Annotated in this window: 18 protein-coding genes; 8 read left to right on the plus strand and 10 right to left on the minus strand. The window is 72.0% G+C overall.

What is annotated here, in order from left to right; genetic code table 11:
* Window positions 1-119: 119 nt before the first annotated feature.
* A complete protein-coding gene (locus AADR41_RS11400) occupies window positions 120-1151 on the minus strand; it encodes a DMT family transporter (protein WP_342281233.1) in 1032 nt (343 codons plus the stop codon).
* A gap of 74 nt (window positions 1152-1225) precedes the next feature.
* On the opposite strand from AADR41_RS11400, the gene AADR41_RS11405 reads away from it, so the two are divergent.
* Window positions 1226-2134: a LysR family transcriptional regulator gene (locus AADR41_RS11405; RefSeq protein WP_342281234.1), complete on the plus strand. Its 909-nt coding sequence runs from the start codon at window positions 1226-1228 to the stop codon at window positions 2132-2134.
* A gap of 14 nt (window positions 2135-2148) precedes the next feature.
* On the opposite strand, the gene AADR41_RS11410 is transcribed toward AADR41_RS11405, so the two are convergent.
* Window positions 2149-2625 carry a pyridoxamine 5'-phosphate oxidase family protein gene (locus AADR41_RS11410; protein WP_342281235.1) on the minus strand — a complete coding sequence of 159 codons (477 nt, stop codon included), beginning with the start codon at window positions 2623-2625 and terminating at the stop codon, window positions 2149-2151.
* Window positions 2626-2738: 113 nt separating this feature from the next.
* Between AADR41_RS11410 and AADR41_RS11415 the strand changes: the two genes are divergently transcribed.
* Entirely contained in the window at window positions 2739-3392 is a 654-nt protein-coding gene (locus tag AADR41_RS11415; RefSeq protein ID WP_342281236.1) for a cysteine hydrolase, read from the plus strand.
* 209 nt (window positions 3393-3601) lie between these two features.
* Here AADR41_RS11415 and AADR41_RS11420 read toward each other — a convergent pair whose 3' ends face one another.
* Window positions 3602-4054 carry a Rieske (2Fe-2S) protein gene (locus AADR41_RS11420; RefSeq protein ID WP_342281238.1) on the minus strand — a complete coding sequence of 151 codons (453 nt, stop codon included), beginning with the start codon at window positions 4052-4054 and terminating at the stop codon, window positions 3602-3604.
* A 369-nt stretch (window positions 4055-4423) separates the two neighbouring features.
* On the opposite strand from AADR41_RS11420, the gene AADR41_RS42865 reads away from it, so the two are divergent.
* Window positions 4424-4597, plus strand: a complete 174-nt coding sequence (locus AADR41_RS42865) for a hypothetical protein (RefSeq protein ID WP_446751016.1) — start codon at window positions 4424-4426, stop codon at window positions 4595-4597.
* 233 nt (window positions 4598-4830) lie between these two features.
* Here the strand turns inward: AADR41_RS42865 and AADR41_RS11435 are convergent, their stop codons facing one another.
* From AADR41_RS11435 to AADR41_RS11445, 3 genes are all read right to left on the minus strand, one after another.
* Window positions 4831-5253, minus strand: coding sequence for a serine hydrolase (locus tag AADR41_RS11435; protein ID WP_342281239.1), 423 nt, complete (start codon window positions 5251-5253; stop codon window positions 4831-4833).
* A 104-nt stretch (window positions 5254-5357) separates the two neighbouring features.
* The gene (locus AADR41_RS11440; RefSeq protein WP_342281240.1) at window positions 5358-6086 is read right to left on the minus strand and encodes a DUF2625 domain-containing protein; all 729 of its coding nucleotides are present in this window, start codon (window positions 6084-6086) and stop codon (window positions 5358-5360) included.
* 161 nt (window positions 6087-6247) lie between these two features.
* Entirely contained in the window at window positions 6248-6994 is a 747-nt protein-coding gene (locus AADR41_RS11445; RefSeq protein WP_342281279.1) for a GNAT family N-acetyltransferase, read from the minus strand.
* A gap of 473 nt (window positions 6995-7467) precedes the next feature.
* Between AADR41_RS11445 and AADR41_RS11450 the strand changes: the two genes are divergently transcribed.
* Together AADR41_RS11450 and AADR41_RS11455 are read left to right on the plus strand one after the other, a co-directional pair.
* Window positions 7468-9198, plus strand: coding sequence for a pentapeptide repeat-containing protein (locus tag AADR41_RS11450; protein ID WP_342281241.1), 1731 nt, complete (start codon window positions 7468-7470; stop codon window positions 9196-9198).
* 78 nt (window positions 9199-9276) lie between these two features.
* The gene (locus AADR41_RS11455) at window positions 9277-9660 is read left to right on the plus strand and encodes a YunG family protein (protein WP_342281242.1); all 384 of its coding nucleotides are present in this window, start codon (window positions 9277-9279) and stop codon (window positions 9658-9660) included.
* A gap of 63 nt (window positions 9661-9723) precedes the next feature.
* On the opposite strand, the gene AADR41_RS11460 is transcribed toward AADR41_RS11455, so the two are convergent.
* On the minus strand, window positions 9724-10581 hold the full coding sequence (locus tag AADR41_RS11460) for a hypothetical protein (RefSeq protein WP_342281243.1): 858 nt from the start codon (window positions 10579-10581) through the stop codon (window positions 9724-9726).
* On the minus strand, window positions 10578-11312 hold the full coding sequence (locus AADR41_RS11465) for a TetR/AcrR family transcriptional regulator (RefSeq protein ID WP_342281244.1): 735 nt from the start codon (window positions 11310-11312) through the stop codon (window positions 10578-10580). The genes AADR41_RS11460 and AADR41_RS11465 overlap by 4 nt, the downstream gene beginning before the upstream one ends.
* Before the next feature lie 259 nt (window positions 11313-11571).
* Here AADR41_RS11465 and AADR41_RS11470 point away from each other — a divergent pair, with 259 nt between their 5' ends.
* The 3 genes from AADR41_RS11470 (at window position 11572) to AADR41_RS11480 (ending at window position 13126) form a co-directional block, all read left to right on the plus strand.
* The gene (locus tag AADR41_RS11470; RefSeq protein WP_342281245.1) at window positions 11572-11805 is read left to right on the plus strand and encodes a hypothetical protein; all 234 of its coding nucleotides are present in this window, start codon (window positions 11572-11574) and stop codon (window positions 11803-11805) included.
* Between the two features lie 118 nt (window positions 11806-11923).
* Window positions 11924-12313 carry a hypothetical protein gene (locus tag AADR41_RS11475; RefSeq protein ID WP_342281246.1) on the plus strand — a complete coding sequence of 130 codons (390 nt, stop codon included), beginning with the start codon at window positions 11924-11926 and terminating at the stop codon, window positions 12311-12313.
* Between the two features lie 60 nt (window positions 12314-12373).
* Window positions 12374-13126 (plus strand): thioesterase II family protein, encoded by a 753-nt coding sequence (locus AADR41_RS11480; protein WP_342281247.1) that lies wholly within the window; start codon window positions 12374-12376, stop codon window positions 13124-13126.
* Window positions 13127-13202: 76 nt separating this feature from the next.
* On the opposite strand, the gene AADR41_RS11485 is transcribed toward AADR41_RS11480, so the two are convergent.
* On the minus strand, window positions 13203-15251 hold the full coding sequence (locus tag AADR41_RS11485; RefSeq protein WP_342281248.1) for a beta-ketoacyl synthase N-terminal-like domain-containing protein: 2049 nt from the start codon (window positions 15249-15251) through the stop codon (window positions 13203-13205).
* Window positions 15248-18547: a non-ribosomal peptide synthetase gene (locus tag AADR41_RS11490; RefSeq protein WP_342281249.1), complete on the minus strand. Its 3300-nt coding sequence runs from the start codon at window positions 18545-18547 to the stop codon at window positions 15248-15250. The genes AADR41_RS11485 and AADR41_RS11490 overlap by 4 nt, the downstream gene beginning before the upstream one ends.
* Between the last annotated feature and the right edge of the window lie 4 nt (window positions 18548-18551).

Genomic DNA, 18551 nt, shown 5'->3' on the forward strand with positions numbered 1-18551 from the left:
ACCCGACCCGACCCGACCCGACCCGGCCCGGCCCGGCCCGGGTCCGGGGCCGAGTCCAGGTCCAGGCCCGGATCCAAGGGCCGGGTCCGGGGCCGAGGCCCGGGTCCGGGTTCGGGTCCTCAGTCGCTGGATGCCCCGCTGCTCGCAGCCCGGCCGCCCCGAGCTCTGCCCTGGGTGAGGGCGGCGCCTGCCAGGACCACGAGGGCCCCCACCGGCGTGTTCCAGCTCAGTTGCTCGCCGAGCACGGCCACGCCGGCGGCGGTGGCGATGACCGGGATGAAGTAGGTGACCATCTGCGCGGTGGTCGGCCCGACCTCCTCCACCAAGCCGTACTGCAACAGGACCGCGAGGCCGGTGCCGAGCGCTCCGAGGGCGACCACGGCCAGGGTCGGGAGCAGCGGGAAGCCGTCGGGGGCCGAGGTGAACAGCGGGGTCACCAGCGCGATCTGCGCCGTGCCCAGGAAGAGCTGGCTGCCGGTGAGCGCCAGCGTCGACGAACCGCTGCCCGCCAGCGTCCTGCGGACGTAGATCCAGCCGATCGGGTAGCTGAGCGAGGCGAGCAGGGCCATCGCCGTACCGCCGAAGTCCAGCCCGGAGAAGCCCTGCCAGGCGCCCAGTACGGTCAGTACACCGAGAAAGCCGAGCCCCAGTCCGGCGACCCGGCGACGGGTCGGCCGGTCCTCGGAGAGCGCGACGAGCGAAAGCGCCATGCCCCACAGGGGTGAGGTCGCGTTGCAGATGCCTGCCAGCGTCGAGGGAATCGTCAGCTCGGCATGGGCGAAGAGCGAGAAGGGAAGCGCGTTCAGGAAGAACGCGGCGACGGCCAGGTGCCCCCAGGTGCGGGCGCCGCGGGGCAGCCGCTCACGGCGCACCACCATCGCGACGGCCAGCACCGCCGTGCCCGACAGCAGACGGCCCAGGGTGACCTGGAACGGGGCGTATCCCTCGGTGCCGACCTTGATCAGGAGGAAACTGAAGCCCCAGATGAGCGCCAGTGCCCCGAACCGGATCCGCCAGTCCAGCGCCGGGCGGGCGACGGGCACTGCGGCGGACGTCACCGCGGTGCCGCTGAAGGATCCCTCGGCCGGCGGCAGGGCACCGGCGGCGGACTCGGTGGGAGAGGTGGCACTCGGCGTGACAGTGGCGCTCATGGACCCAACGATGACGAACCGGATCGCGTAGAACAAGCGAGACTTTGTGCGAAGGTCTGCGTAGCATTGCTTACATGTTGAATCTGGAGCGCCTGCGCACCCTGGACGCACTGGCCCGGCACGGCTCCGTGAGCAGTGCCGCCGAAGGGCTGCATGTGACCACGTCCGCGGTCTCCCAGCAGATGGCGAAACTGGAGCGGGAGGTGGGGCAGCAGCTCCTGGCCAGGAACGGGCGCGGGGTCCGGCTCACCGACGCCGGCCGGCTGCTGGCCGACCACGCGGCCCGGATCCTGTCCCAGGTCGAGCTGGCCCAGTCCGACATCGAGGCGCAGCGCGGTGAGGTGGTGGGCGAGATCGGACTCTCCGCCTTTCCGACCGCGGCGCGCGGGCTCTTTCCCGCGACGCTCCTCGCGCTGCGCCGGGACCACCCCGAACTGCGCGTGCGTACCCGGGAACTGGAGCCCGAGGACGGAATCCGCGCGGTGATCAGGGGCGACACCGACCTCGCCGTGGTGCTGGACTGGAGCAACAAACGGCTGCCCGTACCGGCGGGTCTGGCCAAGGCCGAACTCCTGGACGACGCACCGGACATCGCGATGCCGGCCGGTCATCGGCTCGCCGGCCGTGACGAGGTGGACCTGGAGGAATTCGCCGAGGACGACTGGGTGTCCTGGCCCGAGGGCGAGTTCTGCTACGACTGGCTGATGTTCACCCTCCGCTCGAAAGGCATCGAACCGCGCATCGCGCACCTGGCGCGCGAGCACCACACCCAACTCGCCCTGATCGCCGCGGGGATGGGGGTCTGTGTGGCGCCGCGGCTGGGCCGCGGCCCGGTGCCGGACGGGGTACGGCTCGTGCCCGTACGGCAGAAGATGCGACGTCACGTCCATGCCGTCTGGCGTACCGACGCGGACCGGCGCCCTTCGATCAGGGCCGCGGTGACGGCCCTGCGCGCAGCCGGGCGGGAGCTGGACGCGCCGTAGACCCCCGGCGGTTCTCAGGCGGTGGGCGGAGCCGCGAGCTTGCGGAAGTCCCAGGAGGTGATGGCCCGCGGTGTCAGCCGCAGCCAGGCGTGCCGGCCGTCGTGCGGCATGGTGTCCATCCCGAAGTACTTCGCCGCGAACAGCTTTTCGGGCACGGCGAGTTCGGGGCACGGCTCGCCGGTGCGCGGTGCCTCGCCGACAGGGGCGGCCTCGCCGGAGAGTTCGATGCCGCGCAGGTCCGCGTACTCCACCCCGTCGTCCACCACCACCGCGATCCTCGGGTCCTGGCGCAGCTGGGACCAGCGCAGGCTGCGAGTGATCGAGTACAGCCAGAGCGAGGTGCCGTCCCAGGTGAACCAGAGGGCGCCGACATGCGGGTGGCCGTCCGCGGACACCGTGGCCACGCGGCAGGTGCGCTGTTCGGTGAGATAGGTGTCGCGCTCGGCGTCCGTCATCATGATCCGACGGCCCCGTCGCTGTATGGCGGCCATGGGGGCGCCTCCTCCCGGTGTCTGACTGTGTGTCAGAAAGAATGGGGGCTCTTCCCTCATCACGCAATGGCCGTTAGCCTCGCGCGCCCGGTCCGCCGCAGAAAGGGGCAGCCGTGCCGTCGAACAATCAGCTCGTCGAGCAGCTCGATCCGGCCACCACCGTGCTTCTGACGGTCGAATGCCAGCAGGGGGTCGTGGGCCCGGGGAGCGCACTGCCCGAACTGGCCGACGAGGCCAGATCCTCCGGCGCCCTGCACCGGGTCGCCCGGCTGGTCGCGGCCGCGCACGAGGCCGGGGTCCAGGTGCTGCACGCGGTGGCCGAGCGCCGACCCGACGGGCGGGGCGCCAACAGCAACGCCCGGCTCTTCCGGGCCGCCGGCCGGCTGCCCGTGCAGCAGCACTGCGGCACCACGGCGGTACGGATCGCCGCGCCGATCGAAGTGGCCGACGAGGACCTCGTCGTGCGCAGGCTGCACGGCCTCTCGCCCATCGCCGGCACCGACGTGGACGCGTTGCTGCGCAACCTCGGCTGCCGGACCCTCGTCGTCGCCGGGGTCTCGGCCAATGTGGCCGTGCCCAACGCCGTGTTCGACGCGGTGAATCTGGGCTACACGGCCGTGGTGCCCCGTGATGCCATCGCGGGAGTGCCGGCCGACTACACCCCCGCCATGATCCGCAACACGCTCGCCCTCGTCGCCACCATCACCACCACCGACGAGGTGCTGGGCTGCTGGCTGAGCCGCGCCTCGCGAGGGGCCCGGTCCTGACGGAGGCCCCTGCCGCATCGGCCTCCGTCCTCGCCGGATGCGGCCCGGGCCCGGCCGTGCGGCTCGGCTCCGGCCGGCTGCCGTACTTCATGGGCCGCGACGGAGTGCCGCCCAAGGGGATCCTCGTGGGCACGAGCGAGGGTCCGGGGCAGGCGGCCGGGGCAGGCCGGAGCGGGTGGTGGAGGTCCGACACCACCGGGGCGGTGCGATCAGGGTGCGAGCGTGATCTCACCGCCCGAGACCGTGATCGTCCGGGCGGGCAGCGGTTTGGTGGCGGGGCCGTGCTTCACCGCGCCCGTCGCCGCGTCGAACCTGCTGCCGTGACAGGGGCAGTCGATGGTGCCGTCCGAGACGCGCGACACCGTGCATCCCTGATGGGTGCACTTCGACGAGAACGCCTTGAACTCGCCGGCCTTCGGCTGCGTCACCACCACACCCCGGTCGGCGAAGACCTTTCCGCCGCCCTCCGGGATGTCGGCCGTCCGCGTCAGCGGGGCGCCGCTGCCGCCCGTTCCGCTGCCGGCCGGCTCGACCACGCTCGAACCGCCCGATTCCTTCTGGTTGCCACAGGCGGTGAGTACGGCAGCCACCGAGGCGGCCCCGACCGCGGTGACAACGGCCCGCCGCCCGGGACGGCCCTCGTGATTCTGCGTTGTGCTCATTCCGGTTCTTCCCTTCCACGGTGTTCACGACTTCTCACGACTCAGGTGTACGACCGGGGGTACGCGCGGCGGAGCCCCCGTGTTCAACACCCAGGGACTCCTTGAGGAAGTCCCGCTCCAGCAGCAACAGATTGCCCGCCGCCGACCGGGCGACCCGGTGACCTGCCCCCGACAGCGGCAGCACCGTGTGCGGCCCGCGGCCGGCAGTGCGGCGGAGAACCGCAGCATGTGGGCGCCGGCCACGTTGTCATCGGCAAATTCGTGCACCAGCATGAGCGGGCGGGCCGGCCCGCCCGCCTCCGAAAGCAGCCAGTCGCGCTCGTAGTTCTCCGGCATTACGCCCGGCTGGCCCAGGAAGCGTTCCTCCCAATGGGTGTCGTAGGGCCGCCGATCGGCCGGCGCGGCACCGGCCACCGCGGCGTGGAGGACCTCCGGATGCCGCAGCCGGCGGCGGCGGGATACCCGCTGAACGACCAGCCGCGTACGGCGACCCCGGCCGGGTCCAGCGCGGAACACCGCGCGGCGGCCGAGTGCGGCGCTTGAGGTCGATGAACACCGACCCGAGGATCGGTACTCATCGACCTCACGCACATGAAGGCCGAATAGGTGAAATCACGTCCGTGAGTTCGGAGGGGGAGTGGTCTGCCGGAGCGGACCATTGACTTCGGGAAGTCCGGAGCCCGAGGGTTCAAGGGAAGCGATGCCGTCGTCCGGAAGCTCGACGGCATCGCGGGCGGCATCGTCGGGCTCAATGCCCACAGCGACGACACCTCCGCTCACGGGGTGCTGGGGTCCGTGGCGCACAGTGCGTGGTCGATCAGGGCGCCGGCCGCGTTCTCCTGCTCCAGTATGTGCTCCTTGGTGTCGCCGCGGGCCGCGGACATGGAGACCGCAGCGCTTCGACGCCCATCATCGGTGACGCCGTTGAGGGTGATGCAGCCGCCGTCCCCGCCCTCATGGCTCCAGTGGCTTCCTCCGCACCCCAGAGGGCGTTCGATCAGGCCGAGCCCATATCGGCCCTTGGGCCACAGCTGTTGGAACTCCGCGCTCACGGGGACGGTCTGCTTCATCTCGGCCAGCTGCCGTGCCGGTAGCAGGCGGCCGTCGAGCAGCGCGCGGAAGAAGCGGTTCTCGTCCCGAGTGGTCGTGACCCACGAAAGATTCGCGTAGTCCACCGGTATCTGGGCGGTGACATTCACCCGGGAACCGGGGCCGAAGAGCTGGTAGGCCCGGGCGTGGGGCCGGTGTTCAAGTCGGCGGTACCGCTGGCGGCGATTTTCGCCGACTGGACCGGCCGACCGGTTCACACGGCGCCGAGAAGGCCCGGATCGACTCCATCGAACTGTCGGCATGAGTCCCGGGCAACTCCGAGCAACTCCGTCATGGGCACGGCGCGACGACTGGCCACGGAGAGGTTCTGACGTGCCTCGGCGGACCACAACGGCGGAAACAACGACAGGCCCTGATCGCCGTTCAGTGCCTGGACCTCGTCCTTCCAGCCGGACCAGCGAAGATCCGCGTAGAACTCATCAAGCGCCCCTGATGCCAGCCAGGCAGTCCACGCCGAGTGACCGATCCCCAAAGCCTCCCAGCGAAGCGAATCCGGTGCGAAGTAGATCATTTCGCCAGGGGCTCCAGGACGCCCGTGATCGGCTGGAGCCCCGCCGTTGAGCGCGAAGACGCCGCCCAGCACGTCGTGCGCCACCACCAGACCAGGATCCGCCCGCCACGCCGGGTCGAACGCTCCAGGGAACCGATTGACCCGAGCCAGACTCGGCGCCCCGTGCGCAGCCCCGTCCGCGGGGCTCCCGAAGACCCGCAACCATCCGCCGTCCACCAGCAGACCGCCGGAGTGCAGCACCACCGCACCCAAGTACGACCTGGCCGTGACCTGCAACTGGAGAAGCGAGGCCCTCCCCAGGCCGCCATCCGGCGGGAGCACCTCAACAGACACCGGCCCGGCAGCGACGAGCTCCCTGAGTTCCGGCCAGGCCGGTTCCTCGACGTTGATCAACTCGCTCAGCTCGCGCATGCCCGCATCGTCGCACCCGCTCCGTGCGCCCCAACTGGCAGGGGGCGGTTGCGATCCAGAAAAGCCCGACCAGAACCGCTCCTCCTCCCACCGGCCGAGCAGCCGATCGCGCAACGAACCCGATCACTGGCCCTCGTTCAAGCGATCCGTCACAACGACATCTAGGGCACTACGACGGTCAGTGATGTGCCGGTCAGCTGAAAACCGAGCTTCTCGTAGATGCGGCGGGCGGGATTCGCATCGCTTACGACGAGCGAGACATCGGCCAGTCCGTCGGCCGCGGCGGCGCCGAGCACCCGGCGCAGCAGGCTGGCGCCGAGGCCCATGTATTGGGCGTCGGGCCGGCGGAACACGTCCGCGACCCACGGCTGTCCGTCACGGTCGGTGATGATCGCTCCGGCCACCACGCGGTCCGTCTCGTCCACTACCAAGGCGCTGCACGCAAGGACGGGCCCGAGAACGGTGCCCGCCAGCATGGGTACCAGGAGCTTGTCGAGCGCCTCTTCGTCGCTGCCGCGATGGTGGTCGGGATGGTCGGCGGGAAACGCGGCTCGCCATGCCGGGAACACCGCGTTGGCATCGCGGTCGCAGGGGACGGCCCGAAGCCCGTTTCCAAGGGCGTGGGAGGACCAGTCGGCCGGGGGCGGACACGCGACCAGGTCTCTCCGCATTTCATGGGCGTGCCGCATCACTCGTGCGCCACGGCGCAGCAGTTGCTCACCCAGCTCCACGGATCCCGACACCGCCCATCCGGACATGCCGGAGATGATGGTTTCGACAGGGTCGGGGCCGACCACCTCGGCCAGGTCCGCCCACGGGTGCCCCTCCCGAACACCCTGCAGATAGGTCAGAACCGGCACACCCTGTCCATTGGTCAGGGTGTGGCGCTGCTCGTCGTTCTCAGTCACTCTTCGTCCTTGAAAATCACGTGCGTCTTGGCGCGGGCAATCTACGGTTCCGCACGCGGTGTCACAACAGGATTTCCGCAATCTGTGGAGCGAGCTATGCACCGATCCCCATGGGGTCGAGTGGGCCGTCGATCTGGTCGTCGAGTACGGCCGTCGGCCGGTCGCCGTGCACCGGCTTCTCCCAGGCCTCACCACGTCCCGGAGTGCCGGAGCCGGCTGACCGGAGGCGGACCGCAGGAAGAGCACCCGTGCGCCGTCCGGAGAGACGGTGAAGCCGCGGGGCACCCCGAGCGAGAACCGGCGGGTCCGCCCGTACCGCTCGGGGAACCCGTCGGTGTCCTGCGTCGTGTCGGCGGCGGCGCTGTCCGGCGGATTCATGGCGACACCATGACAGGCGCGGGCAGCCTCCGGGTGCGGCGGGTTCAGCAGCGGTGCGCCGGAACTCCGGGTGCGACACGCGCGTCACCACAGGCGTGATCTCCACTACCCTGCCGTCCTGGACACATTGCGGCGCCGGTGCCGGCCCGGCCGATCCCGTCGGCTGCCGAGGCATCCGCACCGGCGGCCGGACCGCCTGCCTGGCCCACCTCTCTCCGGCCGACCGCGCAGCCTGCCTGGCCGCCCTCGGTCCCGGCGCGGACGTGGACCTACGCGGCACAGCGTTCAGCGAAGATCTTCTGCGCGCCCTGTTCGACGCCGTCCGTGATCCCGTCACTGGAGATCCCGCCTTCGGGGAGGCGCAGTTCGTGGGCGCCGTATTCAACGGCGACACCCGCTTCGTCGGCGTCTCGTTCTCGGGAGCCGCACGGTTCGGCGGGGCGTCGTTCGCCGGCGACGCCTGGTTCGTGGGCAGCTCGTTCTCCGGGACGGCCCGTTTCGGCGCGGTGGTCTTCGGTGGGGCCGCACGGTTCGACCGGACGGAGTTCGGGGCCGACGCCAGATTCCACAACGCCGAGTTCAAAGGGCCCGCAAACTTCGCGAAGGCCCGGTTCCGGGGGATGGGCCGCTTCGGGGAGGCCACGTTCTCGGGTGCGGTCGAGTTCGGCGGCGCGTCGTTCGCCGACACCGCCCGCTTCACGGGTGCGCGGTTCGACGCGGCACCCCACCTCGGTCCATTGGTGTGCGGCAGGCTCCTGGATCTGTCTGCGGCGGTGTTCACGGAGCCGGCCACGATCGAAGCGGCCACGGCGGAGATCGCGTGCCGCAGGACCCGGTGGGAGTCCACGGCCATCCTGCGGCTCAGACACGCCAGGGTCGACCTGACCGACGCCCGGCTGGCCCAACCGGTAGCAGTCATAGGGCAGTTCACCCCCTTCGCGTCCGTGCCGGCCCGCGCCGAAGAAGCCCTCGGTTGCGATCCGGTCGTCCGGGTGGCATCGATCCGGGGTGTCGACGCCTCCATGCTCACCCTCGCCGACCTGAACCTCGCGGAGTGCGTCTTCACCGGTGCCCTGCACCTCGACCAGCTCCGGCTCGAAGGGCTTTCGACCTTCCGTACGACGCCCGGCGGCCGACGGAACCGGGGCCCGGTCCCGTTCCACTGGACCCGGCGGCAGGTCATCGAGGAGGAGCGGCAGTGGCGGGCGCTGCCTGGGCGAGCCGCGTTCGCGCGCCGGGGCTGGGGCGCTCCTCCGCCGGACCCCGGCGCCGTCCCCGGTCTGGCGTCCCTGACCACGGTCTACCGCCAACTGCGCAAGGCCCGGGAGGACAGCAAGGACGAACCGGGAGCCGCCGACTTCTACTACGGCGAAATGGAGATGCGCCGGCACAGCTTCGGATACCGCCGCGCCGAGCGGTGGCTGCTCCAGGCGTACTGGGCGCTGTCCGGCTACGGACTGCGTGCCGCACGCGCTCTCGCATGGCTCGGGACAGCCATGATCGTCTCGGTCTTCGCCCTGACCCTGTGGGGGGTGCCCGGCTCCGATCCCGAGGCCGTGACGACCGGAGTCCTTCCCGGCACCGGTGACCGGATCACCCTCACCACCGATACGCCACCACCCGGGCTGACGGGACCGCTCACGGAACGGTTCACGGGCGAGCGCGTCGAGAAATCGGTCCAAGTGGTGCTCAATTCCGTCATCTTCCGAGCCAGCGGCCAGAGCCTGACCACCGCCGGCACCTACATCGAGATGACGTCCCGGCTCGTCGAACCCGGCTTCCTCGCCCTCGCCCTCCTCGCCGTCCGGGGCCGCCTCAAGCGGTAGAGCCGATGGTCCGCCACCGGCGACGAGGCGGCCGAGGCAGGACGTGGACTGTCACAGGCGTCTGCCACGCTGAGCGGTATGACACTGAGCAGTTTCAACGACCTTGAGCAGGCGGTCCGCAGGAGTTGGGGCGCGGACACCACGACACCGGCACACCGGGCGCAGTGGACCCCCGACAATCCGGCGCGCGATCAGTGCGGCGTCACCGCGCTCGTGGTGCACGACCTGCTGGGCGGTGATCTGATGCGCGGCGAGGTCCATGTGGACGGTGAGCGAGTGGACTACCACTGGTGGAACCGGCTGGGCATGGGCGTCGAAGTCGATCTCACCCGTGAGCAGTTCGGCCCGCAGGAGATCGTCGTCGGCGGGGAGGTGATCGTACGGCCGCCCGAGATCGTGCGGCTGCGCGAGGAGTACGAGCTGCTGCGCGGCAGAGTCCTGGCGGAGCTGAAACGGCGGTAGCCGTCGCCCGGTCCTCGGCGCCCGGTCGTCGGTGCCCCGACGGTCCACGGGCGCCGGACCGGATCAGTGTGCCGACGAGCCCCCGTCCGCGCGGAAGACCGGCTGCCCCGCACGCAGACGGGCGAAGAGAAGCCCCCGGTTCAGCTGCTCCTCGTCTTCGTCCTCCTCCCTGGAGAACACCTCGTCCACCAGCAGTTCGCGCAGCCGCTCCTGCACACCCTCGCCGTATCCCTGCTGGAAATCGTCCGGATCGAAGTGGGTGTCCGCCTCCACCGCGGCGATCGTGCTGTGCTCGTCCTCGATGACCAGCCGGGCACGGATGGTGCGCGCCTGGAGCGTCTGGTCGTTGTACTGGCCGTAGACGATCCCGGCCCCGATGACACCACCGACGGACATCTCGCCGTCGGTGTGCACCGCACGGGCCGTGACATCGCCGTGGACGGCGACGACGGAGTCGGGGCCGCAGTCGGTCAAACAGCCCTCGACGACGAGCGAACCGGTGACGACGAAGGGGGCCACCACGTCCAGGTGGCCCTTCACCAGAAGGTCGCCGTGGTGGAAGAACGGCTTGCGGATCTCCTGGTCTCCGGTCAGCACGCGGTGCGTACGGGCGTCGTCACCGAGCAGTCGCCCGCACAACTGCGGTATCAGCGGCACGTGGTCGGGATCGGAGTCGTGACGCAGCGCGGCGACGAAGTCCTGGAAGCTGTCGAAGTCCGGCCGGGTGAACTCCGTCAGCCAGCCGCTGTCGTCCGGGACCCCGGCGGCCCGGCAGGCCTCGGACCGGGTGACGCGCATCGCCTCCGCGACCCGGCGGGCGGCCGCCATGTCGATGGGCAGCGGCCCGACGTCCACCGCGCCCTGCGCGACGGGGGCGGGAGTGACGTCTTCGAGGAGAATCCTGTTCACCGAGTCGCTCATGGCAGGACTCTACGGTCCGCCTCCGACACCGGTGCCGGGTCCGGAGCACCGTCCGGGTCGGACGGCGCGGGTGCGTCGCCACGGGCGGCGTCGGGCGCGGCGCTGCGCCCGGTGAGTGCGCCGCGCTCCAGGCCGAGTTCGCGCTCGGCCGTGCTCACGGCCATCCGCGTGACCACCTCCGGGCGGTCCGCGGCCTCGGTGTTGGCGTGTGCGCCGAGCCCGTCGATGACCACCAGGATCTGGATGGTCGTCACATACGGGTCGGTGGTGCGGAATTCGCCGCAGTCGACGCCGTCACGGATGAGGGCCTCCAGCCTGCCCCGCCACAGCGCTTCCTGGTGGCCGACCCGGTCGCGGAGAGCGGGGCGGTAGCGGCTGAGATGCCGGGCGTTGATCCACAGCCGGCTGATGTCGTCGTACGCGGCGCCCGTCGCCAGCGCGAAGAAGCGGGCGAGCCGGTCCGTGGGCGATCGCGTCGCCGGGTCCACCGGGAGCAGAGTGTTCAGTTCGGCCCCGGCGGCGGTACCGAACGCCTCGGCCACCAGGTCCTCGACCGCCGGGAAGTAGTGGCTGATGAGACCGGGGCGGACGCCGAGCTGATCGCCGATCCGGCGCAGTGTGATGCACTCCAGCCCTTCGGTCAGGGCGATGGCCGCCGCCGCGTCGACGATTTCCGCACGCCGGTCCGCCGGGGACTTCCGGATCCGCTTGCGCTGAGGGCTTGACGACATACCGGCGATGCTATTGACGGCGCGACCAACGGGCAACCGGGGGGAGGGGCGGACCGGTGGCCCGAAGCACGCGGAAACCAGAGGGCGGCGGAAGACCAGAAGGCGGCCGAAGCCCAAGGCGGCCGAAGCCCGAAGGCGGCCGAAGCCCGAAGGCGTCGGAAACCAGCCTCCGAGTCGCCGCCGCAACTGCCGATCGGGGCGGGAGACGGAACCTAGCGTCGTTTCCTGCAAGCCATCACCGATGCCATGGAGGACAGGGATGAACAACAGCATGCGTACGGCGGCCGCTGCCGCGGCCCTCGTTGCCGGTCTCGTCACGGTGGGCGGTACCACGGGCGCCGCAGCTGCCGAGCGTCCGGAACGGATCACCAGCCAGGAGCAGCTCGCCAGAAGCATCGCGCAGGCGGTCGCCGCCGAGCAGCAGAACGGCGCCGTCACCGGCGGTGTCATCGGCGGCATGGTGCTCAACTCGACCGGCCCGCGTTCCTGCTGACGAATCGGAGGTGAGCACCGTGGACAGCACTGCGGACGTTGCCCAAGGCGGGCAGGAAAGCCCCCTCAGATGGTGTCCGAGCGGTGATGCGAGCCGCCCGGAGAGCGTTGTTCTCGGCGTGCGGTCCGGGGAGCGTGACCAGGTCGTCTACCTGGCCGAACCCGTACCCGCCGCCGATGTTCTCGGCAGCATCCCGGAGGGGATCGCCCCCAACCGGGTGCTCCGGTTCGCCTCGCACTGCGTGTCGGACTGCGCGAACCGGGTCGGCGAGGCCTGCGGGCTGATCGAACGCATCACGACCGTGCCGGCCGAGCCCGGACCGGCCGCGGTGCCACGGTGCCACCTCCGCCCGCACTGCAAGTGGTGGAACCAGGTCGGTGTCGAGGCCTGCCACCGCTGCCCCGCCCTGACGACACTGCAACCCCGCGACGACGAACTCGCCGTTCTCGTCGCGGACCCGGCGACCACGCGTGAACAATTGGAGAGCTGGATCGCCGCAGCCCCATGAGCGGATACCGTTCACGGAGCCGGTCGTGGACCGGACCGAGAACATGAGAGAAGGGATGCCGTGGACAACTGGATACGGTGCTACCGCCCGGCCCCCGACGCCGCGGCACAGTTGGTGTGCTTCCCGCACGCAGGTGGTTCGGCCAGCGGCTACATTCCGCTGTCGACCCAGGTCGCGGGGACCGCGGAAGCACTGGTCGTGCAGTACCCCGGCAGGCACGACCGCATCGCCGAGCCGTTCGCCGAACGGCTCGGCGATGTCGTGCACGCGGTACTGGGATCGCTCTGGGCGGACGAGGGCCGCCCGCTGATTCTGTTCGGCCACAGCATGGGCGCGCTCCTGGCCTACGAGACCGCACGGCAACTCGCGGCACAGGGGCGCGAGCCCGCGGCGCTGTTCGTCTCGGGCAGCGAGGGCCCGTCGCTGCCGCGGCGCGCACGGCTGCCCGACCGGCCCAGCGACGCCGACCTGATCCGGGAGATGCGGCTGCTGTCCGGCACGGACGAGGAACTGCTGACCCATCCGGAGATCCTCGAACTCGCGCTGCCCCCGCTGCGCGCCGACTACGCCATGCTGTTCGCTCGCGTCCACGTTCCCGGGCCGCCGCTGCGCTGCCCGGTCGTCGCGCTGACCGGCGACAACGACCCCCGGGTCTCCGTCGAGGGCGTACAGGCGTGGGAGCGGGAGACCGAGGGGCCCTTCGAGCGGCACGTACTGCCCGGCGGCCACTTCTTCCTGGGCGACCATCTGCCCCTCGTCGCGGATCTCATCGCCGCGTACGTGCCCGGACGAACGGTCCGTACAGGCGTCTGACACTGCACGGCACAGCGCACAGGGCCTGGGCCCCGACCCCCTTCCGGGTCGGGGCCCAGGCCCTGTGCGCAGTCGGTCACTCCGCCTCGAACTCCGACAGCAGGGCGTCGAGGGAGTCGTCGCCGTCCTGCGCCGTGACGATCCGGCGGGCCATCTCGTGCAGCGTCAGCTGCTCCAGGAACAGCGTGATCGGGACATCGAGGTCGAAGTCGTCCCGGAGGCAGCCGACCAGGTGGACGGCGGTCAGTGAGTCGCCGCCGGCCGCGAAGTACGTCATCTCCGGGTCGTCGGCGTCCTCCAGCCCGAGGGCCTCGGCGATCAGGGCGCGGACGTCCCGCTCCAGGTCGGCGGAGCGGCCGCCCTGCTCCGGCTGCTCACCGGCCGGTGCGACCGGCGCGACCGGTACGAGGCGGTACGCGCCGTGGCTCTCACCGGCGAACGGGTACGTCGGCAGCGCGACCCGCCGGCCGCTCCCCTCCCGCACCACCAATTCGCCCGCCAGCCAGGCCTCGCCGAGCGGGTCGGGCCCGCCGAGGCCCGCCGCACCTCCCGAGGCCAGTTCGGCGAGCAGATCCGCCGCCTCCGCCCGGCTCCCGGCCCGCACATAGCCGCGCACGGCCAACGGGGCGCGGCCCACGCGGAGCGTGTGCGCGGTGTCGGCGAGGGACGGGGCACCCGGGGCGCGCAGCGCCCCGGCCAGCCGGCCGGCCACCTCGGCCAGGGACTCACGGGTGCGGGCGGACAGCAGCAGGACCTCGGGCGCGGCCTCGGCCTCCGGCGCCCCGGATTCGCCGAGCCCGGGCGCCTCCTCCAGGACCACGTGCACGTTCGTGCCGCCGATCCCGACCGAACTCACCCCGGACCGCCTGGGACCGTGCTCCGGCTCCGGCCAGGCGGTCGCCCGCCCGACCAGGTGGAACGGCGAGTCCTCGAAGCCCAGTTCGGGGTGCGGGCGGCCGGCGTCGGCGTTCGGCACCAGCGTCGCGTGCTCCAGCATGAGCACCGATTTGATCAGTGCGGCCACGCCCGCCGCAGCGTCCAGGTGGCCGATGTTCGACTTCACCGAGCCGATCCCGATCCGCCCGGTGCCGAGCGCCCCCTTGAACGCCGCCGTCGCCGCCGCCGCCTCGATGCGGTCACCGAGCGCGGTGGCCGTGCCGTGCGCCTCCAGGTACTGGGCGTCGGCCGGGTCGAGACCGGCCGCCGCCCAGGCCTCCACGATCGCCGCGGTCTGCTGGTCGACGCCGGGCGCGGTGAACCCGACCTTGGTGGCCCCGTCGTTGGTGACGGCGCTGCCCCGGATGACGGCCCTGATCGGGTCGTTGTCGGCGATCGCGTCGGACAGCCGGCGCAGCACCACCACGCCCACCCCGTTGCCGGGCACCGTGCCGCCGGCCCGCTCGTCGAAGGGCCGGCAGCGGCCGTCCGGCGAATAGATGCCGCCCTGCTGGTGGACGTAGCCCCGCTTGCGCACCGTGTCCACGGCGACGCCGCCGGCCAGTGCCGTGTCGCACTCGCCGAGCAGCAGGGACTGCACCGCGAGGTGCACCGCCGTCAGCGACGTCGAGCAGGCCGTCTGCACCGTCAGGCTCGGGCCCTCCAGGCCCAGCCGGTAGGAGACCCAGGGGGCGAGGAACTCGCGGTCGGTGAGGATGCGCACCTGGAGCGCCCCGATGGAAGCGGCGAGCCGCGGGTCGGTCTGCGCGGCCAGCATGTGCTCGGTGGGGCCGCCGCCGACATACACGCCGGTACGGGCGGACCCGCCCAGCGGGCTGCGGCCGGCGTCCTCCAGCGCGGACCAGGCCGTCTGGAGGAGCAGCCGGTGCTGGGGGTCCAGGGCCGCGGCCTCGGTGCGGTTGAAGCCGAACAGCTCCGCGTCGAAGCGGTCCGCGTCCGCGAGATGGCCCTTGGCCGGTACGTGGTCGCGGCCGCGCACCTCCTGCGGGTCGGCGCCGTCGGCGATCAGCTCCGCCTCGGTGAAGTCGGTCACCGAGCAGAGCCCGCCGAGCAGGTTCTCCCAGTAGGCGGCCAGGTCGGGGGCGCCGGGGAAGCGGCCGCTCATCCCGACGACCGCGATCGCGGAGTCGGCTGCGAGGGGCTCGGCGGCGCTTGCGTTCTCGGTCATCGTATGGAGCCTTTCCGGTGGCTGAGTCGTCGGGCGGCGGCATTGCGTCGTGCGTGCCGGTCACCGCCGCGCGCGGCGGCCGTGTCGGCGGGAGGGGCGGTGTCGGGGGCCCCGGCGGCGGCCCCGAGGGCCGCCCGGTCCAGGTGGGCGGCGAGGGCGTTGACGGTGGGGTGGCGGAACAGGTCGACCAGGCTGAGCTCGCCGTACGTGCCCAGCTCGCGCAGGGCGGACAGGACGCTCAGCAGCCGGATCGAATTGCCGCCCAGCTCGAAGAAGTGGTCGGTGACGGAGACGAGTTCGAGATTGAGCACCCGGGCCCACAGCCCGGCCACCAGCCGTTCGGTCGCGGTGCCGGCGACGGTGGTCGAGCCGTCCGGCCGGCACCGCACCGTGGCGGGTTCCGGCAGCCGGGCCCGGTCGATCTTGCCGTTGCTGCTGAGCGGCATCTCGTCCAGGCGGACGAACACCTCGGGCACCATGGACCCGGGCAGCCGCCGGGCGAGATGGGCGCGCAGCTCGGCGTCCGCGGGCGCCGCCCCGTCCCGGCTCACGACATACGCCACGAGCCGCTGTGCCGTCCCCGTGCCGCGGACGGTGGCCGCCGCCAGGGCGACGCCGGGCGCACCCGCCAGCAGGGTCTCGATCTCGCCGAGTTCGATGCGTACACCGCGCAGCTTGACCTGGAGGTCGGAGCGTCCGAGGTAGTGGATGAGCCCCCGCGCGTCGATCCGGCCGAGGTCGCCGGTGCGGTACATCCGGGTGCCCGGCGCGCCGTGCGGATCGGCGACGAACCGTTCGGCGGTCAGGGCGGGCCGGCCGATGTAGCCGCGCCCCAGCGAGGCACCGGTCACGTAGATCTCGCCGGCGACCCCGGCGGGGACCGGCCGGAGCCGCTCGTCGAGCACATAGACCCGGGCTCCCGGCACGGCGCCGCCGAGCACCACGGGCTCACCGGGGGAGAGGTCCCCGGTGGTCGCGTAGACGGTCACCTCGCTGGGGCCGTACGCGTTCACGACCCGTCGCCCGGGCGCGCTGAGCCGTCCGACCAGCTCGGCCGGGCACGCCTCGCCGCCGACCGCGACGGTCCGCAGCTCGGGCAGCTGCCCGGTCAGGTCGGGCAGCAGCATCGCGGCGGACGGCGGCAGGAACACATAGGTGATGCGGGAGTCCCGCAGCCGGTCGAGCAGCGCCTCGCCGATCCGCTCGTCCTCCTGCGGGATGTGTAGCTCCGCACCGGCCACCCAGGGGAAGAAGAGGTCGGACACGGCGACGTCGAAGCCGAACGACACGAACTGCAGCACCCGGTCCCCGGCCTCGACGGGGAAGGAGTGGCGGACCGCCCGGGTGAGGTTGACCAGCGCCCGGTGCTCGATGGCGACCCCCTTGGGGACGCCGGTGGAGCCCGAGGTGAACAGCACGTAGGCGAGGTCCCCGGGGGCCGGTGCGGTGCCGGCCGTCGCGGGCGGCACCGGCGCCACGGGGTCCGTGACGGCCGGGCGGTCGACCCGGACGCACGGCACCTCCAGGGCCGCCGCCTTCGACGCGGTCTCCTGCGAGGTGATCAGGAGCCCGGTGCCCGAACTGTCCACCATGTGGCGGAGCCTGGCCTCCGGGTGGGCCTGGTCCAGCGGTACGTACGCGCCGCCCGCGCGCAGCACGGCGAGGGCCGCGATGCCCTGGTCGGCCGAGCGGGGCAGGAGCAGACCGACGCGGAAGCCGGGCCGCACCCCGGCGGCGCGCAGCCGGGCGGCCAGTGCGTCGGCCCGGTCGAGCAGTTCGGCGTAGCTCAGCCGGAGACCGCCGCAGACCAGGGCCGTGGCGTCGGGGTGTTCGGCCGCCCGGTCGGCGATCAGATCGGGTACCAGACGGTCCGGGGGCGCCGCCTCCGCGAGCCGGTCGGCACCGGCGATGGTGCGGGCGCGTTCGTCGGCCGGCACCAGCTCCACGGTGGACAGCGGTGCGGACGGGTCCGCGAGGAGTCCGGCCAGCAGGGTGCGGAAGTTGCCCGTCCAGCGGCGGACCGTCGCCGCGTCGAACAGGTCGCTGCGGTAGATGAACTGGGCGGCGAGTCCGGCGTCCCACCGCTCCACGAACAGGTGGAAGTCGAACTTCGCGGTGTCCAGCGTCAGCGCGAGCCGTTCGGTGGTGGCACCGGTCAGCTCCAGCTCCGGCGTGGCCTCGTCCTCGTAGCTGAGCGCCACCTGCACCACCGGGTCGTGACTGGTCTCGCGGACCGGGGCCAGGGTGTCGACCACCGCCTCGAACGGCGCGTCCTGGTAGGGCTGTGCCGCCAGCATCGAGGCCCGGACGCGGCGGGTCAGCTCGTCCAGCGACGGGTCACCGCTCAGGTCCACCCGCATCGCCAGGGTGTTGGTCAGCATCCCGACCATCTCCTGGAGTTCGGGACGCTCGCGCCCCGACGACGGATAGCCGACGACCAGGTCCTCGCCGCCCGAGAGCCGGGAGAGGAAAGCGGTGTACGCGGCGAACATCGTCATGAACGGGGTGGCTCCCGAGGCCGCCGCGACCTCGGCCAGCCGTTCCCTGACCTCGGCGCCCAGCAGGAAACGCTCGGTGCCGCCCGAAGCGGTGCGGACCGGCGGGCGCGGGCGGTCCAGCGGCAGTTCCATGGCGGTGGGCGCGCCGCGCAACAGGCCGGCCCAGTGCTCCACGGACGCCTCGAACGCGCCGTCCGCCGCGCGCTCCCGCTGCCAGGCCGCGTAGTCGGGGAACTGGATGGGGAGTTCGGCCGGGCGGTACGACAGACCCCGGGCCTCCTGGCGGTAGCCCTCGGACAGCTCGTCCAGCATCAGGCCGAGCGACCAGCCGTCGCAGACCAGGTGATGGGCGACGAGCAGCACCCGGTGGCTGCCGTCGTCGACGGCGTACACGGTGCAGCGCAGCAGCGGCCCCGCGGCGGTGTCGAAGGGGAGGGCGGCCTCGGCGCGCACCAGGGCGTCCGCACCGCCGGCCGGTACGTTCCGCCGGATCGCGAGCCGTACCCGCCCGGTGGCCGAGACGCGCTGCGCCGGGGTGCCGTCGTCGGCGGTCCGGAAGACGGTGCGCAGCGCCTCGTGCCGGGCGACCAGCGCGTCCAGCGCGCGGCCGAACGCCTCGGTGTCGAAGGGCCCGTGCACCGCGAAGGCGATCGGCACGTTGTACTGCGGGGAGCCCGGATTCAGCTGGTCGAGGACCAGCAGGCGGCTCTGGGCATCGGAGGCGGGGAACTCGTACTCCTCGCTCCCGCCGCCCTCCCCGGCGTAGAGGTCGATGAGCTCGACGGCGTCGACGGTCATGGTT

This window comes from Streptomyces sp. CLV115 (genome assembly GCF_038448545.1).
Taxonomy (GTDB): domain Bacteria; phylum Actinomycetota; class Actinomycetes; order Streptomycetales; family Streptomycetaceae; genus Streptomyces; species Streptomyces sanglieri.

What these genes read in the sequence shown, in the direction of transcription:
- AADR41_RS11485 (WP_342281248.1), bottom strand. Translation starts at nt 15,251, where the DNA reads ATGACCGAGAACGCAAGCGCCGCCGAGCCCCTCGCAGCCGACTCCGCG.
- AADR41_RS11440 (WP_342281240.1), bottom strand. Translation starts at nt 6,086, where the DNA reads ATGCGCGAGCTGAGCGAGTTGATCAACGTCGAGGAACCGGCCTGGCCG.
- AADR41_RS11420 (WP_342281238.1), bottom strand. Translation starts at nt 4,054, where the DNA reads ATGAGCACAACGCAGAATCACGAGGGCCGTCCCGGGCGGCGGGCCGTT.
- AADR41_RS42865 (WP_446751016.1), top strand. Translation starts at nt 4,424, where the DNA reads ATGGGTGTCGTAGGGCCGCCGATCGGCCGGCGCGGCACCGGCCACCGC.
- AADR41_RS11460 (WP_342281243.1), bottom strand. Translation starts at nt 10,581, where the DNA reads ATGAGCGACTCGGTGAACAGGATTCTCCTCGAAGACGTCACTCCCGCC.
- AADR41_RS11470 (WP_342281245.1), top strand. Translation starts at nt 11,572, where the DNA reads ATGAACAACAGCATGCGTACGGCGGCCGCTGCCGCGGCCCTCGTTGCC.
- AADR41_RS11455 (WP_342281242.1), top strand. Translation starts at nt 9,277, where the DNA reads ATGACACTGAGCAGTTTCAACGACCTTGAGCAGGCGGTCCGCAGGAGT.
- AADR41_RS11405 (WP_342281234.1), top strand. Translation starts at nt 1,226, where the DNA reads ATGTTGAATCTGGAGCGCCTGCGCACCCTGGACGCACTGGCCCGGCAC.
- AADR41_RS11410 (WP_342281235.1), bottom strand. Translation starts at nt 2,625, where the DNA reads ATGGCCGCCATACAGCGACGGGGCCGTCGGATCATGATGACGGACGCC.
- AADR41_RS11465 (WP_342281244.1), bottom strand. Translation starts at nt 11,312, where the DNA reads ATGTCGTCAAGCCCTCAGCGCAAGCGGATCCGGAAGTCCCCGGCGGAC.
- AADR41_RS11400 (WP_342281233.1), bottom strand. Translation starts at nt 1,151, where the DNA reads ATGAGCGCCACTGTCACGCCGAGTGCCACCTCTCCCACCGAGTCCGCC.
- AADR41_RS11490 (WP_342281249.1), bottom strand. Translation starts at nt 18,547, where the DNA reads ATGACCGTCGACGCCGTCGAGCTCATCGACCTCTACGCCGGGGAGGGC.